Here is an 18086-nt window from a genome sequence, read left to right on the forward strand (position 1 = left end):
ATAACGCCCAAGGCGTTATCCGCCGATTGGCCATGGCCCCAGAGCGCGCAAGGTTCAGCCTCGGAGTGAGCGATGAGATCGGTCAAGCGGCGTATAACCGCGAACGGTTATACGCCCTACGTTACCGGCGAGCTCCGAGCTATCGGCGCGCTCCGAACAGCCCCCTCTCCCTTCAGGGAGAGGGTTGGGGAGAGGGAGCGGAGTCAACCTGAACGCCAAAGCCCCGGTGAGCACCGTTCGCGAGCAAGCTCGCTCCTACGAAGGGCCTAACCCGCCAACTGCCGCCGCAACTCATCCAGCACCGGCCGCGAATCCGGCCGCACGCCGCGCCACAGCACGAAGGCCTCCGCTGCCTGCTCCACCAGCATGCCCAGGCCGTCGATGCAGCGCGCCGCGCCCTGTTCGGCGGCCCAGCGGTTGAAGGCGGTGGTTTCCTTGCCGTACATCATGTCGTAGCAGACGGTGTGCCCCGGGCGGATCAGCGCCGGGTCGATGGGCGGCAGCTCGCCGGCCAGGCTGGCCGAGGTGCCGTTGACGATCAGGTCGAAAGGCTCGTCGCGCAGGTCGAAGCCACCGGCGCGCACCTGGCCCAGGTCGGCGAATTCGCGGGCCAGTTGCTCGGCCTTGGCCGCGGTGCGGTTGAGCACCACCAGCGCCGCCGGGCCTTCGGCCAGGAAGGGTTCGAGAATGCCACGCACCGCGCCGCCGGCGCCCAGCACCAGCACACGGCGGCCCTTGAGCGCCACGCCGTTGTTCACCACCAGGTCGCGGGTCAGCCCGGCGCCGTCGGTGTTGTCGCCCAGCAGGCGGCCGCCGTCGAGCCGCTTCAGGGTGTTCACCGCGCCGGCGCGGCGGGCGCGCCCGGTAAGCTCGCTGCACAGGCGGTAGGCGTCTTCCTTGAAGGGCACGGTGACGTTGGCGCCCAGGCCCTCGGCGAAGAACGCGCGGGCGGCCCCGGCGAAGTCGTCCAGGGGCGCCAGCCGGGCGTCATAGGAGAGCGCCTGGCCGGTCTGCTCGGCGAACAGGCGGTGGATCAGCGGCGACTTGCTGTGGCCGATGGGGTTGCCGAAGACGCAATAGCGGTCCATGGGTTTCCTGAGCTGCAAGCTGAAAGCCGCAAGCTTGAAGCTTTTTGCCTGCGGCTTCCAGCTTCAGGCTTCAGGCTTCAGGCCCAGCCAATCGCGGTCCTGCAGGAAATACTCGGTCAGCCGCGCCTCTTCGCTGCCCGGCTCGGGCTTCCAGTCGTAGCCCCAGCGCACCTGCGGCGGCAGCGACATGAGGATGGACTCGGTGCGCCCGCCGGACTGCAGGCCGAACAGGGTGCCGCGGTCGTAGACCAGGTTGAACTCCACGTAGCGGCCGCGGCGGAACTCCTGGAACTGGCGCTGCTGTTCGGTCCAGGGGGTGTCCTTGCGCTTGCGCACGATGGGCAGGTAGGCCTGGATGTAGGCGTCGCCGATGGCCCGCAGGAAAGCGAAGCAGGTGTCGAAGTCCCACTGGTTCAGGTCGTCGAAGAACAGGCCGCCGATGCCGCGCGGCTCGTTGCGGTGCTTGAGGTGGAAGTAGCGGTCGCACCATTCCTTGTAGCGCGGGTAGACGTCCTCGCCGAAGGGCGCGCAGGCCTCGCGGGCGACCCGGTGCCAGAGCACGCAGTCTTCCTCGTGGGCGTAGTAGGGCGTCAGGTCGAAGCCGCCACCGAACCACCATACCGGTTCCTCGCCTTCCTTCTCGGCGATGAAGAAGCGCACGTTGGCGTGGGAGGTGGGCACGTGGGGATTGCGCGGGTGGATCACCAGCGACACGCCCAGGGCCTGGAAGCCGCGCCCGGCCAGTTCCGGGCGGTGCGCGCTGGCGGACGGCGGCAGGCCGGCGCCGAACACGTGGGAGAAGTTCACCCCGCCCTTCTCGATCACCGCGCCATCGCCGATCACCCGGGTGCGGCCACCGCCGCCGGCCGGGCGCTCCCAGGCGTCTTCGGCGAAGCGGGTGGCGCCGTCCTCGGCTTCGAGTGCGGCGCAGATGCGGTCTTGGAGGTCGAGCAGGTAGGCCTTCACGGCCTGGATACGGTCGGTCACGGGACACCCCTTGGAGCGGAAAGCCGCGCGGCGCTTGGGCCGCAGGTCGGAGAGAGGGCGCCAAGCATAGCATTGCCGATGGACAACCAATGCTTGACGGCGATCAACAGGCCGGCTTGGATGAAAGACTTTTCCCAAAGCGTTGCCGGCCAGCCCGGCGGCGCATGCAGCAGGAGATCCACATGGCCAAGCGCATCCAGTTCGCCCGCACCGGCGGCCCCGAAGTCCTCGAGTACACCGACTACACCCCGGCCGAGCCGGGCCCGAAGGAAGTCCGCGTACGCAACCGCGCCATCGGCCTGAACTTCATCGACACCTACTTCCGCAGCGGCCTCTACCCGGCCCCGGCGCTGCCCTCCGGGCTGGGCACCGAGGGCGCCGGCGAAGTGGAGGCGGTGGGCAGCGAGGTCACCAGCGTCAAGGTCGGTGACCGCGTGGGTTACGCCACCGGCCCGCTGGGCGCCTACAGCGAGCTGCACGTGCTGCCGGCGGCGAACGTGGTGAAGCTGCCCGACGCCATCGACTTCGAGACCGCCGCCGCGGTCATGCTCAAGGGCCTGACCGTGCAGTACCTGCTGCGCCAGACCTACAACGCCCAGCCCGGCCAGACCGTGCTCTGGCACGCGGCCGCCGGCGGCGTCGGGCTGATCGCCTGCCAGTGGGCCAAGGCCCTGGGGGTGAGGCTGATCGGCACCGTCGGCTCGGCGGCCAAGGCCGAGCTGGCCAAGGCCCACGGCGCCTGGGCGACCATCGACTACAGCCACGAGAACGTGGCGGAGCGCGTGCTGCAGCTCACCGACGGCAAGAAGTGCCCGGTGGTCTACGACTCGGTGGGCAAGGACACCTGGCCGATCTCCCTCGACTGCGCCGCCCCGCGCGGGCTGATCGTCAGCTTCGGCAACGCCTCGGGGCCGGTGGACGGGGTGAACCTGGGCATCCTGGCGCAGAAGGGCTCGCTGTTCGTCACCCGGCCGACGCTGTTCGGCTACGCCAACACCCCCGAGCGCCTGCAGGCGATGGCCGACGACCTGTTCGGCATGCTCGTCTCGGGCAAGGTCAAGGTGGAGATCAACCAGCGCTACGCCCTGGCCGACGCGGCCAAGGCCCAGACCGAGCTGGCGGCGCGGCGGACTACCGGGTCGACCATCCTGCTGCCTTGAGGGAAACGGCACGGCTTCTCGTAGGAGCGAGCTTGCTCGCGAACAGTGCTCAGCTGTGACTTCGGTGTTTTAGTTTGGCTCCGTCCCCTCTCCCCAACCCTCTCCCGCAAGCGGGAGAGGGTTGGGGAGAGGGCGCTCTGAACGCCAACATCCACTGTCCCCGGCAAATTCGGTTCGCGAGCAAGCTCGCTCCTACGAAGAGCCCCCTCAGGCCGGGCGCACGGTCCGGCCGGTGACCAGGTCGCGGATCACGCTGGGGTTGCGCCGGCCGCCGAGCTTGCCGTCGAGCACGCCGTCCAGCTCGCCGCGGAAGTACTGCTCCACCCGCAGCCGCGAGCGCGCCGCCGGGCGTCCGGCGGGGTTGGCCGAGGTGGACACCAGCGGGCCGGTGAGCGCGCACAGCTCGCGCACCAGCGGGTGTTCGCTGACGCGCAGGGCCACGCTGTCGTGCTGGCCGGTGATCCATTCCGGCAGGCGGTCCTGGTGCGGCACCAGCCAGGTGTTCGGGCCCGGCCAGGTGGCGCCCAGGCGGTCCTGCCATTCCTGCGGCAGGTCGGCCAGCAGGAAGTCGAACTGGCGGATGTTGTCGGCCACCAGGATCAGGCCCTTCTCCACCGGCCGCTCCTTGATCGCCAGCAGGCGGTAGACGGCGTCCTCGTTCCAGGGGTCGCAGCCCAGGCCCCAGACCGCTTCGGTCGGGTAGGCGATGACGCCACCGTCACGCACTATCTTGGCCACACGCTGCACACGCCAGCTGCTGATCATCGGGGAACTCCAGGGAAATCACGATTGCGCGGCAGTTTACGGGTTCAACCGCCGCGATGCACCCAGACGCCGGCCTCGCAGGCCACCTTGCCCTCCAGTTCCAGCTCGGTCAGCGCCGCCAGCACCTGCGGCAGCGCCCAGCCGGAGCCTGCGGCCAGCGCCTCGCTGCCCAGCGGCGCGGCGCGCAGCAATTCCAGCAGCGGGTGCGCTGGCGACTGCGGGGCCGGCTCACCGGCCGGAGCCCCGGCGGTCCAGCCGCTCAGGCCGTCGAGGATGTCGTCGATGCGCTCCACCAGGGTGGCGCCCTGGCGGATCAGCTCGTGGCAGCCCCGCGCGCCGGGATGGTGGATGGAGCCGGGGATGGCGTAGACCTCGCGGCCCTGCTCGGCGGCCAGCCGCGCGGTGATCAGCGAGCCGCTGGCCGGGCTGGCCTCGACCACCAGCACGCCCAGGGACAGGCCGCTGATGATGCGGTTGCGCCGCGGGAAGTTGTCCGGCCGCGGCGGGCAGTCCAGCGGCAGCTCGGACAGCAGCGCGCCGCCGCCCTCGACGATGCGCCGCGCCAGCCCCAGGTGGCGGCGCGGGTAGAGCCGGCACAGCCCGGTGCCGAGCACCGCCAGGGTCGGCCCGCCGGCCTCCAGGGCGCCTTCGTGGGCGGCGCCGTCGATGCCCAGGGCCAGCCCGCTGGTGATGGCGAAGCCGCCGCCGGCCAGGCTGCGGGCGAAGGCGCGGGCGGTGTCCAGCCCCGGGCGGCTGGCGCGGCGGCTGCCGACCACCGCCAGTTGCGGCTGCCCCAGCACGCCGCGGGCGCCCTCGACGAACAGCAGCGGCGGCGCATCGGCCAGTTCCGCCAGCAGCGCGGGGTAGTCCTCGCTGTCCCACATCAGCAGGTGCCGCTCGGGCCCTTCCAGCCAGCGCAGGGCCTCGGCCGCCGCCTGGCGGGTGGCTTCGCTGCGCCGCGCCTCGGCGCTGGCCGCCGGCAGGCCGAGGGAACGCCAGGCCGCGGCGGGTGCGCTGAGGGCGGCGGAGGCGCTGCCGAAGGCCGCCAGCAGGGCCGTGAAGCGCCGCGGCCCCAGTTCGGGCAGGGCGTGCAGGCGCAGGCGGGCTTCCAGTTCGGCGGGGGAGGCTTGGCGAGGCATGGCGGCAGTCCTTGGCGCTTTGGCGGGAAGCCCGACTATGCCGCGTCCGCCGGCCGCCGCCTGCCGGACGCTTCGGAAGATGCGGCCGGCAGAAACGAAGAACCCCGCCGCGGCGGGGTTCTTCGTACAAGCGTGGGGATCAGGGGTTGCGCACCTTGTCCTGCACTTCCAGCGAGCGGTTGGCGGTGAGCACCAGGCCGTAGCTGAGGCGGTTGTAGGTGCGGAAGATCATCACCAGGCCGGAGCGCTCGTCGGGGATCTTCACCAGGTCGCCGCTGACGCGGTCGCGCACCGTCTCGCCGAGCTTGTAGATGGCCAGCACGTTGCCTTCCTCGAGGCCGTCGCGGGAGCCCTTGTCGATGGTCACCACGTCGTACTTGCCGATCTGGGTGACGCCGCGCGGCACGTCGATGATGCTGCCCTTGATCGGCGTCTTCGGCTCGCTGGGCATGAAGAGGGAGGTCACCGCGCGTTCCTCGGTGGGGAACAGGCGGTCGCCCGGCCGCACTTCCTGGGTGGTCCGCGTCAGGTTGAGGGTGGCGATGTCGTCTTCCTTGGCGGTCACCCGGGCGCTGCCGACGTCCATGGCGTCGACGCCGAGGACTTCCTTGGTGTCCGGGTCGGTGTAGATCTTGCCCTGGCGGAAGATGCCGTAGCTGCCCTCCTCGGCCAGGGAGTCGCCGCGGGCGTAGGCGCGGTCGCCGGCGCCGCTGACCACGCGCTCGGCATCGCCGGCGACCATGTAGGGGGCGTTGCTGAAGTCGCCCTCGCTGTCGACGATGCGGTTGGACAGCAGGAAGGCGTTGATCTTGTCCAGCGGGATGGTCGGCACCGCTTCGGCCATCGGCGTGCTGCGCACCTTGGGCGACAGCTTGATGGTGCCGTGGGAGGCACCGCGGTTGAGCACCAGGCGCGGCTGGCCGTCGATGTACACCAGGCTCAGGACGTCGCCGGGGTAGATCAGGTGCGGGTTGCGGATCTGCGGATTCACCTGCCAGATCTCCGGCCACTTCCAGGGCTTGCTCAGGAACTTGCCGGAGATGTCCCAGAGGGTGTCGCCCTTGACCACCGTATAGCGGTCGGGGTGGCCATCCCTGAGTTCCACGGCACCCTGCGCCATGCTTCCTGCCGCCAGCAGCAGCACGGCGAGTAGTGTTTTCCTCATGCGGTGAATCCCTTTATTATGTATACACATGAAACACCGGAAAGCCGCCCCTACCGGGCTTTCCAGCGTTTTTCGATGCTGCTCAGCATATTAGCAGCCGATTTTTACTTTATTCCACAAGTGCATCACAAACGCATATGGCCATTCTGAACATCCTCGAATTCCCCGATCCGCGCCTGCGCACGATCGCCAAGCCTGTCGAGGTGGTCGACGATAGCGTGCGCCAACTGGTCGACGACATGTTCGAAACCATGTACGAGGCCCCCGGCATCGGCCTGGCCGCCACCCAGATCAACGTGCACCAGCGCATCGTGGTGATGGACCTGTCCGAGGACAAGTCCGAGCCGCGCGTGTTCATCAACCCGGAACTGGAAACCCTCACCGACGAAATGGGCGAGTACCAGGAAGGTTGCCTGTCGGTGCCCGGCTTCTACGAGAACGTCGACCGCCCGCTGCGCGTGCGCGTCAAGGCGCTGGACCGCGACGGCAAGGCCTTCGAGGAAATCGCCGAGGGCCTGCTGGCGGTGTGCATCCAGCACGAGTGCGACCACCTCAACGGCAAGCTGTTCGTCGACTACCTGTCGAACCTCAAGCGCGACCGGATCAAGAAGAAGCTGGAAAAGCAGCACCGCCAGCGCGCCTGACCCCTCCTCCCCAAAGGCTTGCCCCGGCAAGCCTTTTTTCTTTAGCGAGCCTACGCATGAGCCAAGCATTGCGCATCGTCTTCGCCGGTACCCCGGAATTCGCCGCCGAGCACCTCAAGGCCCTGCTCGACACCCCGCATGAGATCTTCGCCGTCTACACCCAGCCGGACCGCCCGGCCGGCCGCGGGCAGAAGCTGATGCCCAGCCCGGTCAAGCAGCTCGCCGCGCAGCACGGCCTGCCGGTGCTGCAGCCGCCGACCCTGCGCGACGCCGCGGCCCAGGCCGAACTGGCGGCGCTGCGGCCGGACCTGATGGTGGTGGTCGCCTACGGCCTGATCCTGCCCCAGGCGGTGCTCGACATCCCGCGCCTGGGCTGCATCAACAGCCACGCCTCGCTGCTGCCGCGCTGGCGCGGCGCCGCGCCCATCCAGCGCGCGGTGCAGGCTGGCGACGCGGAAAGCGGCGTGACCGTGATGCGCATGGAGGCAGGCCTGGACACCGGGCCGATGCTGCTCAAGGTCAGCACGCCGATCAGCGCCGAAGACACCGGCGGCAGCCTGCACGACCGCCTGGCGCGCCTGGGCCCGCCGGCGGTGGTCGAGGCCATCGCCGGCCTGGCCGCCGGCACGCTCGAGGGCGAGGTACAGGACGATGCCCTGGCCACCTACGCGCACAAGCTGAGCAAGGATGAGGCGCGCCTGGACTGGAGCCGCCCGGCCGTGGAACTGGAGCGCAGCGTGCGCGCCTTCGACCCCTGGCCGGTGTGCCACACCACGCTGAACGGCGAGCCGCTGAAGGTCTGGGCCGCGCGCCTGGGCGAGGGCAGGGGCGAGCCCGGCAGGATTCTCGACGCCAGCCGCGACGGCCTGCTGGTCGGCTGCGGCGAAGGCAGCCTGCTGCTGACCCGCGTGCAGCTGCCCGGCGGCAAGCCGCTGGCCTTCGCCGACCTGTTCAACAGCCGCCGCGAGCAGTTCGCCGCCGGCCTGGTGCTCGGCCAATGAGCACCAGCCCGCGCCTCGCCGCGGCCCGTGCATTGGCCGCGGTGCTCGCCGGCCGCGCCTCGCTGGGCAGTTCGCTGCCGCCGCAACTGGAACTGGTCGCCCCGCGCGACCGCGGCCTGACCCAGGAGCTGGCCTTCGGCACCGCGCGCTGGCAACCACGCCTCGCCGCCCTGGCCGCGCGCCTGCTGCAGAAGCCGTTCAAGGCCGGCGACCGCGACGTCGAGGCGCTGCTGCTGGTCGGCCTGTACCAGCTGCTCTACACCCGTATTCCGCCGCACGCGGCCATCGGCGAAACCGTTGGCTGCGCCGACAAGCTGAAGAAGACCTGGGCCAAGGGCCTGCTCAACGCCGTGCTGCGCCGCGCCCAGCGCGAGGGCGAAGTGCTGCTGGCCGACGTCGACCGCGACCCGGCGGCGCGCCTGGCCCACCCGCGCTGGCTGCAGAAGGCCCTGAAGCAGGCCTGGCCGGAGCAGTTCGAAGCCATTTGCGCGGCGAACAACGCCCACCCGCCGATGACCCTGCGGGTGAACCGCCGCCAGGGCAGCCGTGACGCCTACCTGGCCGAACTGCAGGCCGCCGGCATCGAGGCCGTGCCCTGCACCTACAGCCGCGACGGCATCCAGCTAACCCAGCCCTGCGACGTGCTCGATCTGCCCGGCTTCGCCGAAGGCCGCGTGAGCGTGCAGGACGAGGCCGCGCAACTAGCCGCCGACCTGCTCGAACTGGCTCCCGGCCAGCGCGTGCTCGACGCCTGCTGCGCCCCCGGCGGCAAGACCTGCCACCTGCTGGAGGCCGAACCCGGCCTGGCCGACGTGCTCGGCGTGGACCTGGAAGCATCGCGCCTGGTGCGCGTGCGCGAGAACCTGGCGCGCCTGCAGCTGGACGCCAGCCTGGTAGCCGCCGACGGCCGCGACACCGGCGCCTGGTGGGACGGCAAGCCGTTCCAGCGCATCCTGCTGGACGCGCCCTGCTCGGCCACCGGGGTGATCCGCCGCCACCCGGACATCAAGCTGACCCGCGCCGCCGAAGACATCCCGGCCCTGGCGCAGCTGCAGGGCGAGCTGCTCGACGCGCTGTGGCCGACCCTGAAGGTCGGCGGCATCCTGCTCTACGCCACCTGCTCGGTGATGCCGCAGGAGAACCGCGAGTCGATCGCCGCCTTCCTCGCCCGCACCCCCGGCGCCCGCGAACTGGACCTGGCCGGGCCCTGGGGCCTGAAGCAGGAGCATGGGCGCCAGCTGCTGCCGCAAGAAGGCGGACACGACGGCTTCTACTATGCCAAGCTCATCAAGATATCCGCCCGCTAGAGCCCGGACGAGCGCGACCCCATGAAGATCATCATCCTCGGTGCCGGCCAGGTCGGCGGCACCCTGGCCGAGCACCTGGCCAGCGAAGCCAACGACATCACCGTGGTCGACACCGATGGCCAGCGCCTGCGCGACCTCAACGACCGCCTGGACATCCGCACCGTGCACGGCAAGGCCTCCTTCCCCACGGTGCTGCGCCAGGCCGGCGCCGACGACGCCGACATGCTGGTGGCGGTGACCAACAGCGACGAGGTGAACATGGTCGCCTGCCAGGTGGCCTACACCCTGTTCAACACGCCGACGCGCATCGCCCGGGTGCGCGAGGCGGCCTACCTGACGCGCACCGGCCTGTTCGACAACGAGGCCATCCCGGTGGACGTGCTGATCAGCCCGGAACAGGTGGTGACCAACTACATCAAGCGCCTGGTCGAGTACCCCGGCTCCCTGCAGGTGATCGACTTCGCCGAGGGCAAGGCCCAGCTGGTGGGCATCAAGGCCCACTACGGCGGCCCGCTGGTGGGCCAGGAGCTGCGCCAGCTGCGCGAGCACATGCCCAACGCGGACACCCGGGTGGCGGCGATCTACCGGCGCAACCGGCCGATCATCCCCCAGGGCGACACCGTGATCGAGGCCGACGACGAGGTGTTCTTCATCGCCGCCAAGGCCCACATCCGCGCGGTGATGGGCGAGATGCGCCGGCTGGAGGAGAACTACAAGCGGATCATCATCGCCGGTGGCGGCAACATCGGCGAACGCCTGGCCGAGGCCATCGAGAACCGCTACCAGGTGAAGATCATCGAGATGAACCCGACACGCTGCCGGCACCTGTCGGACAACCTCGACAGCACCATCGTGCTCCAGGGCAGCGCCTCGGACCGCGACCTGCTGCTGGAAGAGAACATCAACGAGACCGACCTGTTCCTGGCCCTGACCAACGACGACGAGGCCAACATCATGTCCTCGCTGCTGGCCAAGCGCCTGGGCGCGCGCAAGGTGATGACCCTCATCAACAACCCGGCCTACGTCGACCTGGTGCAGGGCGGCGAGATCGACATCGCCATCAGCCCGCAGCTGGCCACCATCGGCACCCTGCTGACCCACGTGCGCCGCGGCGACATCGAGAGCGTGCACTCCCTGCGCCGCGGCGCGGCCGAGGCCATCGAGGTGGTGGCCCACGGCGACGCCAAGTCGAGCAAGGTGATCGGCAAGCGCATCAGCGACGTGCACCTGCCGCCGGGCACCACCATAGGCGCGGTGATCCGCGACGAGGAAGTGCTGATCGCCCACGGCGAGACGGTGGTGGAATCCGGCGACCACGTGATCCTCTTCGTGGTCGACAAGAAGCGAATCCGAGACGTCGAACGGCTGTTCCAGGCCGGTCTGACGTTCTTCTGAAGGAGGCCGGGCGATGCTCGAAGGCCTGGAAAAAATGCTCGCCAAGGGCATCGACAACCCGCTGCTGCGCTTCGGCCTGGGCAAGGGTTATCTGGATGCCGGCGATGCCGCCAAGGCGGCGGAACACCTGCGCCGCTGCGTGGAGCAGGACGCGAAGTATTCCGCCGCCTGGAAGCTGCTGGGCAAGGCCCTGCAGGCCCAGGGCGACCTCGACGGCGCCCGCGCCGCCTGGACCGACGGCCTGGCCGCGGCCCAGGCCCACGGCGACAAGCAGGCGGAGAAGGAAATGACCGTGTTCCTGCGCAAGCTGGACAAGGCCAGGGGCGGCTGAACCCGCCGCCCCTTGTAGGAGCGGGCCCTGCCCGCGATTCGCGCGCAGGGCGCGCTCCTACAGGAGAACGGTGTGGTGGGGCAGCGTAGGAGCGGATCTCATCCGCGAATCGCGCCGCAACGCCCGGCTATCGCGGACAAGCTACCAAACCACCGGATACACCGGCTTTTCGTAGGAGCGAGCTTGCTCGCGAACGGCCCCGCTGCGGAGTCTGTTCGCGAGCAAGCTCGCTCCTACAAGGACGTGCCGGAGTTTCAGAGCACCTCCGCCGCCACCGCGTCCACCGCGGCCTTGGCGATGCCCACCACTTCGTCCGCCTCGGCGCGGGTCAGCACCAGCGGCGGGGCGAAGCCGAGGATGTCGCCGTGAGGCATGGCGCGGGCGATCATGCCGCGTTCCAGGCACGCCGCCGAGACCTTCGGGCCGACCTTCAGCGCCGCGTCGAAAGGCGTGCGCGCCTCGCGGTCGGCCATGAACTCCAGCGCCGCCAGCATGCCGTCGCCGCGCACCTCGCCCACCAGCGGGTGGCCCTCGAAGGCCTGGCGCAGCTGCTGGTTGAGGTAGCTGCCGACGTCCGCCGCGTTGGCGGTGATGTTCTCGCGCTCGAGGATGTCCAGGTTGGCCAGGGCCGCCGCCGCGCAGATGGGGTGGCCGGAGTAGGTCCAGCCATGGCCCATGGCGCCTTCGCGGGTGGAGGCGCTGTCGATCACGTCCCAGACCTTCTCGCCGACGATCACCGCCGACAGCGGCGCGTAGGCGCTGGTCAGGCCCTTGGCGGTGGTGATCAGGTCCGGGCGCATGCCGTAGCGCTGGCTGCCCATCCTGTCGCCCAGGCGGCCGAAGGCGCAGACCACCTCGTCGGCGATCAGCAGCACGTCGTACTTCGCCAGCACCGCCTGGATCGCCGCCCAGTAGCCCTGGGGCGGGACGATGATGCCGCCGGTGCCCATCAGCGGTTCGCCGATGAAGGCCGCCACGGTGTCCGGGCCCTCGGCGAGGATCAGGTTCTCCAGCTCCTCGGCGCAGTGGCGCACGAAGGCCGCTTCGTCCATGCCCGCCGGGGCCTTGTAGAAGTGCGGGCAGAGGGTGTGCTTGACGCCTTCCACCGGCAGGTCGAAGTGCTGGTGGAAGCTGGCCAGGCCGGTGAGGCTGCCGGTGACGATGCCCGAGCCGTGGTAGCCGCGCTGGCGCGAGATGATCTTCTTCTTCTGCGGGCGGCCCAGCACGTTGTTGTAGTAGCGCACCAGCTTGACCTGGGTCTCGTTGGCGTCGGAGCCGGAGAGGCCGTAGTAGACCTTCTTCATCCCCGCCGGCGCCCAGTCGCGGATGATCCGCGCGGACAGCTCGATGATCGCCTCCGAGGAATGGCCGACGTAGGTGTGGTAGTAGGCCAGCTGCCTGGCCTGCTCATGGATGGCGTCGGCCACTTCGGTACGGCCGTAGCCGATGTTCACGCAGTACAGCCCGGCGAAGGCGTCCAGCAGCTCGCGGCCCTGGTGGTCGCGGATGCGCACGCCCGAGGCACCGGTGATGATGCGCCCGGGCAGGGCGCCGCTGGCGTGGTCGTGGGCGTGGGTGGAAGGGTGCATGAAGTGCGCACGGTCCTGTTCGAACAGCTTGGCGTAGTCGGTCATGGCGGTGTTCTCCTCAGATGGCGCCGTGGTGCAGGCAGAAGTACTTGGTCTCGACGAAGGGCTCGAAGCCCTCGCTGCCGCCCTCGCGGCCCAGGCCCGAGGCCTTCATGCCGCCGAAGGGGATGGGGTGGCCGGTGAACCGGGCGCCGTTCACCGCGACCATGGCGAATTCCAGGCGGCGCATCAGCGGCCACACCTGGTCGAGGCGCTGCCCACAAATGTAGGCCGCCAGGCCGTATTCGCTGTCGTTGGCCAGCTCGACGGCCTGCTCCAGGTCGTCGTAGGCCGTCACCCCGGCGATGGGGGCGAAGTTTTCCTCGCGCCAGATGCGCATGGCCGGGGTGACGTCGGCCAGCAGCGTGGGCTGGTGGAACCAGCCGCCCAGGGCGTGGGGCTCGCCGCCGGCGAGCAGGCGCGCGCCGCTGTCGATGGCCTCGCGCACCCGCTCGCAGGTGGCGTCGAAGGCCGCCTGGTGCATCAGCGGGCCTATGTCGCTGCGCTCGTCGCTGGCCGGGCCCACGCGCAGCGTCCGCACGGCGCTGGCGAAGCGCTGCAGGAAGGGTTCGTAGAGCTCGCGGGCGACGAGGATGCGGTTGGCCGCGCAGCAGTCCTGGCCGGAGGTCTGGAACTTGGCGTCGACGGCGAATTTCACCGCCTGCTCCAGGTCGGCGTCGGGCAGCACGATGAAGGGCGCGTTGCCGCCCAGTTCCAGCGCCACCTTCTTCACGTCCTGGGCGGCGGCCTGCAGCACCAGCTTGCCGACGCGGGTGGAGCCGGTGAAGCTGACCGCGCGCACGCGGCTGTCGCGCACCAGGGTCTCCATGGCCATCTGCGGCTCGCCCAGCACCACGTTGAAGGTGCCGGCGGGCAGCCCGGCCTCCTCGGCCAGCTGGGCCAGGGCGAAGGCCGAGTAGGGTGTCTCGTGGGCCGGCTTGACCACCACGCTGCAGCCGGCGGCCAGGGCGGCGGCGGCCTTGCGGGTGATCATCGCCGCGGGGAAGTTCCAGGGGGTGAGCAGCACGGCCACGCCCACCGGTTCCATCACCGTGCCCAGGTGGGCGCCGGGGATGTGGCTGGGGATGTTGCGCCCGTCCAGGCGCCGGGCCTGCTCGGCGAACCAGGGGATGAAGCTGGCGGCGTAGTCGATCTCGCCACGCGCCTCGGCCAGGGGCTTGCCCTGTTCCAGGGAAAGGATCTGCGCCAGGTCCTCGCGGTGCTGGCGGATCAGCTCGGCCCAGCGCAGCAGGGGCGCGGCGCGCTGGTCCAGGGAGAGCTTGCGCCAGGCCGGGAAGGCCGCGGCGGCGGCGTCCACCGCGGCGACTATCTGCTCGCGCTCGAGCAGCGGCACGTGGCCGATGACTTCGCGGTCGGCCGGGTTCTCCACGGCGATGCTGGCGCCGCTGGCGCTGTGCAGCCACTGGCCGTTGACGTAGCACAGCGACTTGAAGAGCAGGGGGTGGGCGTAGGACATGACGGCGTCTCCTCGCAGGTGGCATGGGGACCATCCTAGGGGGAGCGCCGTGGCGGTTTTTTCCTAAGGCCGGGGCGGCGGCGGCAATTCTTTCCGCAGATGCGCCGCGGGCTTTACGTTTTTCGCCCGCCTCAGCAGGCGCTGGCGGAACGCCGGCCCAGGCCCTGGAGGATGGCGCGCAGCAGCACGCCGTAGAGTGGCACGAAGAGGATCAGCATGACTGCCAGCTTGACGCCGTAGTCCACCGTGGCGATTTCCACCCAGTGCTGCGCCATGAAGGGGTTGTCGCTGCGCCAGAAGGCGATGGAGAAGAAGGTGAAGGTATCCAGCAGGTTGCCGAACAGGGTCGACACCACCGGGGCGATCCACCACTGGCGCAGCCGGCGCAGGCGGTCGAACACCTGGATGTCGAGGAACTGGCCGAGCGCGTAGGCCAGGAAGCTGGCCAGGGCGATGCGCCCGACGAAGGTGTTGAACTCGCCCAGCGCGGCGAAGCCGCGGTAGCCGCCGTCCTGGAACAGCACCGAGACCACGTAGGAGGCCAGCAGCGCCGGCCCCATCACCCGGGCGATGACGCGCCGCGCCGGGCTCTTGCCGAGCAGGCGCACGGTAAGGTCGGTGGCCAGGAAGATGAACGGGAAGCTGAACGCACCCCAGGTGGTCTGCCAGCCGAACAGGGTCATGGGCAGCTGCACCAGGTAGTTGCTGGCGATGATCACGAGGAGGTGGAAGACGACCAGGCCGGCCAATGCGCCGCGCCGAGCCGCCGGGGAAAGCGCCGACATGCTGGATCCTTTTTCGTCGATGGGGTGAGGGAACCCATGCCCGGCCCTGTGCCGAGCGGGGCGCATTCTATAGGAGATTGAACCTGGAGTCAGGTTTTTTGGGTGTTTTTTGTGCAGGGGGTGGGGTTGTTGTGGGGGCGGGTTGCTCGCGAAGGGTGTTCTACCGGAAGGAATTGGCTGGGGCCAAGAGCGCCCTCTCCCTAACCCTCTCCCTGAAGGGAGAGGGGACCGTTGGGCAGACGCTGATGTTCTGGAGTCAGCCGGCGACGCCGAAGGTTTCCGGCTGAAACCATTCCTCCTCTCGGCACGGACTAGCCCCCTCTCCCTTCAGGGAGAGGGCTGGGGAGAGGGAGCGGAGTCAACCCAACACACCAGAGCCACCGGGAAACACCATTCGCGAGCAAGCTCGCTCCTACGAAAAGAAAGACAGCGCAGCGCGGCATCAGGCGCCCTCCAGCGCCTCCGCCGGCACGGCCGCATCCAGCGTCTTGATCACCTTGGTGACGATGTAGGTGAAGTAGCGCTCGATCCCCAGGTCCTCCAGCAGCAGCTGGTCGATGAAGCGCTGGTAGTGGTCGACGTCGCGGGCCTGGACCATGGCGATGTAGTCCACCCCGCCGCCGGTGGCGTAGCAGAAGCCCACCTCCGGCGCCTGCTGCAGGCGCTGTTCGATGCGGCGCATGTCCTGGGCGGTGTGGCGGCCCAGGGTGATCTCCACCAGCACCTGCTGCTGGCGGAACAGCGCCGGCCAGTCGATCTGCGCGCGGTAGCCCTTGATCAGGCCGGCCTCCTCCAGCTTGCGCACGCGCTCCCAGGCCGGGCTGACCGAGAGGTTGATGGCCTCGGCCAGGCTCGACTTGGTGATGCGCCCGTCGCCGGCGAGGATGCGCAGGATCTTCAGGTCGTAGCGGTCGAGCTTGATCATCGCCACCTCCGGCGCCGCGGCGCGCGCATCAGCCCAGGACCTCGGCGACCACCACCAGGGTGTCGCCGCTCTGCACCAGGCCGGGGAAGTGCCGGGCGGCGAGGATGCCGCCGCGCTTGGCCCGGTACTCCACCGGCGCGGCGCCGGTGCGCAGCACGTCGTGCACCCGCGCCAGCACCTCGCCGCGCTCCACGCGCTCGCCCAGGTCGCGGCACATCTCCAGCAGGCCCTGGTGCTCGCTGGCGACGAAGCAGTCGCCGTCGGGCATGTCGAGCATCACCGAGTCCGCGTGCTCGACTTCGCCACGCAGGATGCCGGCCTGCACCAGCACGTTGCGCACGCCACGGCGGGCGATGGCCACGCTGCGCGCGGTGCTGCTGCCGCCGCCACCCAGCTCGGTGGTGACGAACAGCTTGCCCTGTTCCTCGGCGGCGCTGTCGTACATGCCCACCGCGTCCAGTTCCAGCATGCGCATGGCATAGGGCGCGGCGAAGGCGCGCATCAGCGCCTCGCTGGCTTCCTGCTGGGCCTTGTCCGGCAGCACGTGGCAGGCGGCGAAGGGCAGGAAGTCGAGGGTGCGGCCGCCGGAGTGGATGTCCAGCACCACGTCGGCCAGCGGCAGCAGGGTGCGCTGGAAGTAGTCGGCGATCTTCTGCGTCACCGTGCCGTCCGGGCGGCCGGGGAAGCTGCGGTTGAGGTTGCCGGCGTCGATCGGCGAGGTGCGCTTGCCGGCGAGGAAGGCCGGGGTGTTCATGAAGGGCACGATGATCACCCGGCCGCGGATGTCCTCGGCGCGCAGTTCCTGGGCCAGGCGGCTGAGCGCCACCGGGCCTTCGTACTCGTCGCCGTGGTTGCCACCGGTGAGCAGCGCGGTGGGACCCGCGCCGTTCTTCACCACGCAAATGGGGATCATCACCGCGCCCCAGGCCGAGTCGTCCCGCGAGTAGGGCAGCTTGAGGTGGCCGTGCTGCACGCCGTCGCGCGCGAAGTCGACGCTGGTGGCGATGGGGTTGTGGCGCAGCCCTTTATCGAGTGGCAGTGTCATCGCTTCACTCCTTCACGAACAACTGGCGCGGGTAGTCGCAGAAGGTCTGCACGCCAGTGTCGGTGATCAGGATGCTTTCGGTGATCTCCAGGCCCCAGTCGTCCATCCACAGGCCGGGCATGAAGTGGAAGGTCATGCCCGGTTGCAGCACGCTTTCGTCGCTGGGGCGCAGGCTCATGGTGCGTTCGCCCCAGTCCGGCGGGTAGCTGATGCCGATGGGGTAGCCGCAGCGGCTGTCCTTGTGGATGCCGAACTTCTGCAGCACGGCGAAGAAGGCGCGGGCGATGTCGCCGGTGGTGTTGCCCGGTTTGGCCGCCTCCAGGCCGGCGGCGATGCCTTCGACCACGGCCTTTTCCGCGTCGAGGAAGTGCTGCGGCGGCTTGCCCAGGTAGAGGGTGCGCGACAGCGGGCAATGGTAGCGCTTGTAGCAGCCGGCGATCTCGAAGAAGGTGCCGGCGCCCCGTTCGAAGGGCGTGTCGTCCCAGGTCAGGTGCGGCGCGCTGGCATCCGCACCAGTGGGCAGCAGTGGGACGATGGCCGGGTAGTCGCCGCCATGGCCGTCGGCACCGAGGATGCCGGTGCTGTAGATCTGCGCCACCAGTTCGTTCTTGCGCATGCCCGGCTCGATGCGCTCGAGGATGTGCGCGTGCATCTTCTCGACGATGCGCGCGGCGATGCGCATGTACTCGATCTCCCGCGGCGATTTCACCGCGCGCTGCCAGTTGACCAGCGCGGTGGCGTCGACGAAGCGCGCCTGCGGCAGGTTGGCCTGCAGCGAACGGAAGGCGGCGGCGCTGAAGTAGTAGTTGTCCATCTCCACGCCGATGGCCAGGGCCTGCCAGCCGCGCGCGGCGATCACCTCGCGGGCCAGGTAGTCCATGGGGTGGCGCTCGCTGGACTGTACGTAGTGGTCCGGGTAGCCGACGATGTCGTCGGCGCCCATGAACACCGTGCGGCGCGCGCCGTTGGCGTCCTGGCCGCGGCCGAACCACACGGGGTCGCCGTCCAGCGCCAGCAGCACGCACTGGTGCACGTAGAAGGACCAGCCGTCGTAGCCGGTGAGCCAGGCCATGTTCGACGGGTCGCTGACCAGCAGCAGCTCGATGCCGCGCTGCTGCATGCTGGCGCGGACCTTGGCCAGGCGCTGGGCGTATTCCTCCCTCGCGAAGGGGAGGTTGACGACGATTTCGGGCATGCGGAAATCCTCTGGATGAGTGGTGTCACGGGGGCTCTTGTAGGAGCGA

17 protein-coding genes are annotated in these 18086 nt (G+C 69.7%); 6 read left to right on the forward strand and 11 right to left on the reverse strand.

Going from position 1 to position 18086, the window contains the following annotated elements; translation table 11 throughout:
* Window positions 1-266: 266 nt before the first annotated feature.
* Both aroE and hemF read right to left on the reverse strand, forming a co-directional pair.
* Complete coding sequence (gene aroE, locus PKO50_RS30740; RefSeq protein ID WP_275628128.1) at window positions 267-1088, reverse strand: shikimate dehydrogenase; 822 nt, start codon at window positions 1086-1088, stop codon at window positions 267-269.
* Between the two features lie 63 nt (window positions 1089-1151).
* On the reverse strand, window positions 1152-2075 hold the full coding sequence (gene hemF / locus PKO50_RS30745) for an oxygen-dependent coproporphyrinogen oxidase (RefSeq protein ID WP_109932794.1): 924 nt from the start codon (window positions 2073-2075) through the stop codon (window positions 1152-1154).
* Window positions 2076-2257: 182 nt separating this feature from the next.
* On the opposite strand from hemF, the gene PKO50_RS30750 reads away from it, so the two are divergent.
* On the forward strand, window positions 2258-3235 hold the full coding sequence (locus tag PKO50_RS30750) for a quinone oxidoreductase (protein ID WP_275628129.1): 978 nt from the start codon (window positions 2258-2260) through the stop codon (window positions 3233-3235).
* 207 nt (window positions 3236-3442) lie between these two features.
* Here PKO50_RS30750 and PKO50_RS30755 read toward each other — a convergent pair whose 3' ends face one another.
* From PKO50_RS30755 to PKO50_RS30765, 3 genes are all read right to left on the reverse strand, one after another.
* On the reverse strand, window positions 3443-4000 hold the full coding sequence (locus tag PKO50_RS30755; RefSeq protein ID WP_109932790.1) for a Sua5/YciO/YrdC/YwlC family protein: 558 nt from the start codon (window positions 3998-4000) through the stop codon (window positions 3443-3445).
* 44 nt (window positions 4001-4044) lie between these two features.
* Window positions 4045-5139, reverse strand: a complete 1095-nt coding sequence (gene dprA / locus PKO50_RS30760) for a DNA-processing protein DprA (protein ID WP_275628130.1) — start codon at window positions 5137-5139, stop codon at window positions 4045-4047.
* Window positions 5140-5278: 139 nt separating this feature from the next.
* Window positions 5279-6304 (reverse strand): LysM peptidoglycan-binding domain-containing protein, encoded by a 1026-nt coding sequence (locus tag PKO50_RS30765; protein WP_109932786.1) that lies wholly within the window; start codon window positions 6302-6304, stop codon window positions 5279-5281.
* Window positions 6305-6441: 137 nt separating this feature from the next.
* Here PKO50_RS30765 and def point away from each other — a divergent pair, with 137 nt between their 5' ends.
* From def to PKO50_RS30790, 5 genes are read left to right on the forward strand one after another with little or no spacing between them, the layout of a single operon-like run.
* Complete coding sequence (gene def, locus PKO50_RS30770) at window positions 6442-6948, forward strand: peptide deformylase (RefSeq protein ID WP_089392736.1); 507 nt, start codon at window positions 6442-6444, stop codon at window positions 6946-6948.
* Window positions 6949-7004: 56 nt separating this feature from the next.
* Window positions 7005-7949, forward strand: coding sequence for a methionyl-tRNA formyltransferase (gene fmt / locus PKO50_RS30775; protein WP_275628131.1), 945 nt, complete (start codon window positions 7005-7007; stop codon window positions 7947-7949).
* Window positions 7946-9256, forward strand: a complete 1311-nt coding sequence (rsmB, locus tag PKO50_RS30780) for a 16S rRNA (cytosine(967)-C(5))-methyltransferase RsmB (protein WP_275628132.1) — start codon at window positions 7946-7948, stop codon at window positions 9254-9256. The genes fmt and rsmB overlap by 4 nt, the downstream gene beginning before the upstream one ends.
* Window positions 9257-9277: 21 nt before the next feature.
* On the forward strand, window positions 9278-10651 hold the full coding sequence (gene trkA, locus PKO50_RS30785; protein ID WP_275628133.1) for a Trk system potassium transporter TrkA: 1374 nt from the start codon (window positions 9278-9280) through the stop codon (window positions 10649-10651).
* A 13-nt stretch (window positions 10652-10664) separates the two neighbouring features.
* On the forward strand, window positions 10665-10982 hold the full coding sequence (locus tag PKO50_RS30790) for a tetratricopeptide repeat protein (RefSeq protein WP_275628134.1): 318 nt from the start codon (window positions 10665-10667) through the stop codon (window positions 10980-10982).
* 254 nt (window positions 10983-11236) lie between these two features.
* Here PKO50_RS30790 and PKO50_RS30795 read toward each other — a convergent pair whose 3' ends face one another.
* The 6 genes from PKO50_RS30795 to doeA all read right to left on the reverse strand — a co-directional run bounded on the left by PKO50_RS30795 (window position 11237) and on the right by doeA (window position 18037).
* Window positions 11237-12616: an aspartate aminotransferase family protein gene (locus PKO50_RS30795; protein ID WP_275628135.1), complete on the reverse strand. Its 1380-nt coding sequence runs from the start codon at window positions 12614-12616 to the stop codon at window positions 11237-11239.
* A 13-nt stretch (window positions 12617-12629) separates the two neighbouring features.
* On the reverse strand, window positions 12630-14087 hold the full coding sequence (locus tag PKO50_RS30800) for an NAD-dependent succinate-semialdehyde dehydrogenase (protein ID WP_275628136.1): 1458 nt from the start codon (window positions 14085-14087) through the stop codon (window positions 12630-12632).
* 131 nt (window positions 14088-14218) lie between these two features.
* On the reverse strand, window positions 14219-14872 hold the full coding sequence (locus PKO50_RS30805) for a 7-cyano-7-deazaguanine/7-aminomethyl-7-deazaguanine transporter (protein WP_089392591.1): 654 nt from the start codon (window positions 14870-14872) through the stop codon (window positions 14219-14221).
* Window positions 14873-15314: 442 nt separating this feature from the next.
* A complete protein-coding gene (locus PKO50_RS30810; RefSeq protein ID WP_275628137.1) occupies window positions 15315-15797 on the reverse strand; it encodes an Lrp/AsnC family transcriptional regulator in 483 nt (160 codons plus the stop codon).
* Window positions 15798-15825: 28 nt separating this feature from the next.
* Window positions 15826-16842, reverse strand: coding sequence for a N(2)-acetyl-L-2,4-diaminobutanoate deacetylase DoeB (gene doeB, locus PKO50_RS30815; protein ID WP_275628138.1), 1017 nt, complete (start codon window positions 16840-16842; stop codon window positions 15826-15828).
* Window positions 16843-16846: 4 nt separating this feature from the next.
* Window positions 16847-18037: an ectoine hydrolase DoeA gene (gene doeA / locus PKO50_RS30820; protein ID WP_275628139.1), complete on the reverse strand. Its 1191-nt coding sequence runs from the start codon at window positions 18035-18037 to the stop codon at window positions 16847-16849.
* Window positions 18038-18086 lie beyond the last annotated feature (49 nt).

This window comes from Pseudomonas sp. 273, from assembly GCF_029201425.1.
In the GTDB taxonomy this organism is placed as follows: domain Bacteria; phylum Pseudomonadota; class Gammaproteobacteria; order Pseudomonadales; family Pseudomonadaceae; genus Pseudomonas; species Pseudomonas delhiensis.

Excerpts from the sequence above, each read along its gene's own strand:
- aroE (WP_275628128.1), bottom strand. The coding sequence starts at position 1,088 with ATGGACCGCTATTGCGTCTTCGGCAACCCCATCGGCCACAGCAAGTCG.
- PKO50_RS30750 (WP_275628129.1), top strand. The coding sequence starts at position 2,258 with ATGGCCAAGCGCATCCAGTTCGCCCGCACCGGCGGCCCCGAAGTCCTC.
- PKO50_RS30755 (WP_109932790.1), bottom strand. The coding sequence starts at position 4,000 with ATGATCAGCAGCTGGCGTGTGCAGCGTGTGGCCAAGATAGTGCGTGAC.
- dprA (WP_275628130.1), bottom strand. The coding sequence starts at position 5,139 with ATGCCTCGCCAAGCCTCCCCCGCCGAACTGGAAGCCCGCCTGCGCCTG.
- PKO50_RS30765 (WP_109932786.1), bottom strand. The coding sequence starts at position 6,304 with ATGAGGAAAACACTACTCGCCGTGCTGCTGCTGGCGGCAGGAAGCATG.
- def (WP_089392736.1), top strand. The coding sequence starts at position 6,442 with ATGGCCATTCTGAACATCCTCGAATTCCCCGATCCGCGCCTGCGCACG.
- fmt (WP_275628131.1), top strand. The coding sequence starts at position 7,005 with ATGAGCCAAGCATTGCGCATCGTCTTCGCCGGTACCCCGGAATTCGCC.
- rsmB (WP_275628132.1), top strand. The coding sequence starts at position 7,946 with ATGAGCACCAGCCCGCGCCTCGCCGCGGCCCGTGCATTGGCCGCGGTG.
- trkA (WP_275628133.1), top strand. The coding sequence starts at position 9,278 with ATGAAGATCATCATCCTCGGTGCCGGCCAGGTCGGCGGCACCCTGGCC.
- PKO50_RS30790 (WP_275628134.1), top strand. The coding sequence starts at position 10,665 with ATGCTCGAAGGCCTGGAAAAAATGCTCGCCAAGGGCATCGACAACCCG.
- PKO50_RS30795 (WP_275628135.1), bottom strand. The coding sequence starts at position 12,616 with ATGACCGACTACGCCAAGCTGTTCGAACAGGACCGTGCGCACTTCATG.
- PKO50_RS30800 (WP_275628136.1), bottom strand. The coding sequence starts at position 14,087 with ATGTCCTACGCCCACCCCCTGCTCTTCAAGTCGCTGTGCTACGTCAAC.
- PKO50_RS30805 (WP_089392591.1), bottom strand. The coding sequence starts at position 14,872 with ATGTCGGCGCTTTCCCCGGCGGCTCGGCGCGGCGCATTGGCCGGCCTG.
- PKO50_RS30810 (WP_275628137.1), bottom strand. The coding sequence starts at position 15,797 with ATGATCAAGCTCGACCGCTACGACCTGAAGATCCTGCGCATCCTCGCC.
- doeB (WP_275628138.1), bottom strand. The coding sequence starts at position 16,842 with ATGACACTGCCACTCGATAAAGGGCTGCGCCACAACCCCATCGCCACC.
- doeA (WP_275628139.1), bottom strand. The coding sequence starts at position 18,037 with ATGCCCGAAATCGTCGTCAACCTCCCCTTCGCGAGGGAGGAATACGCC.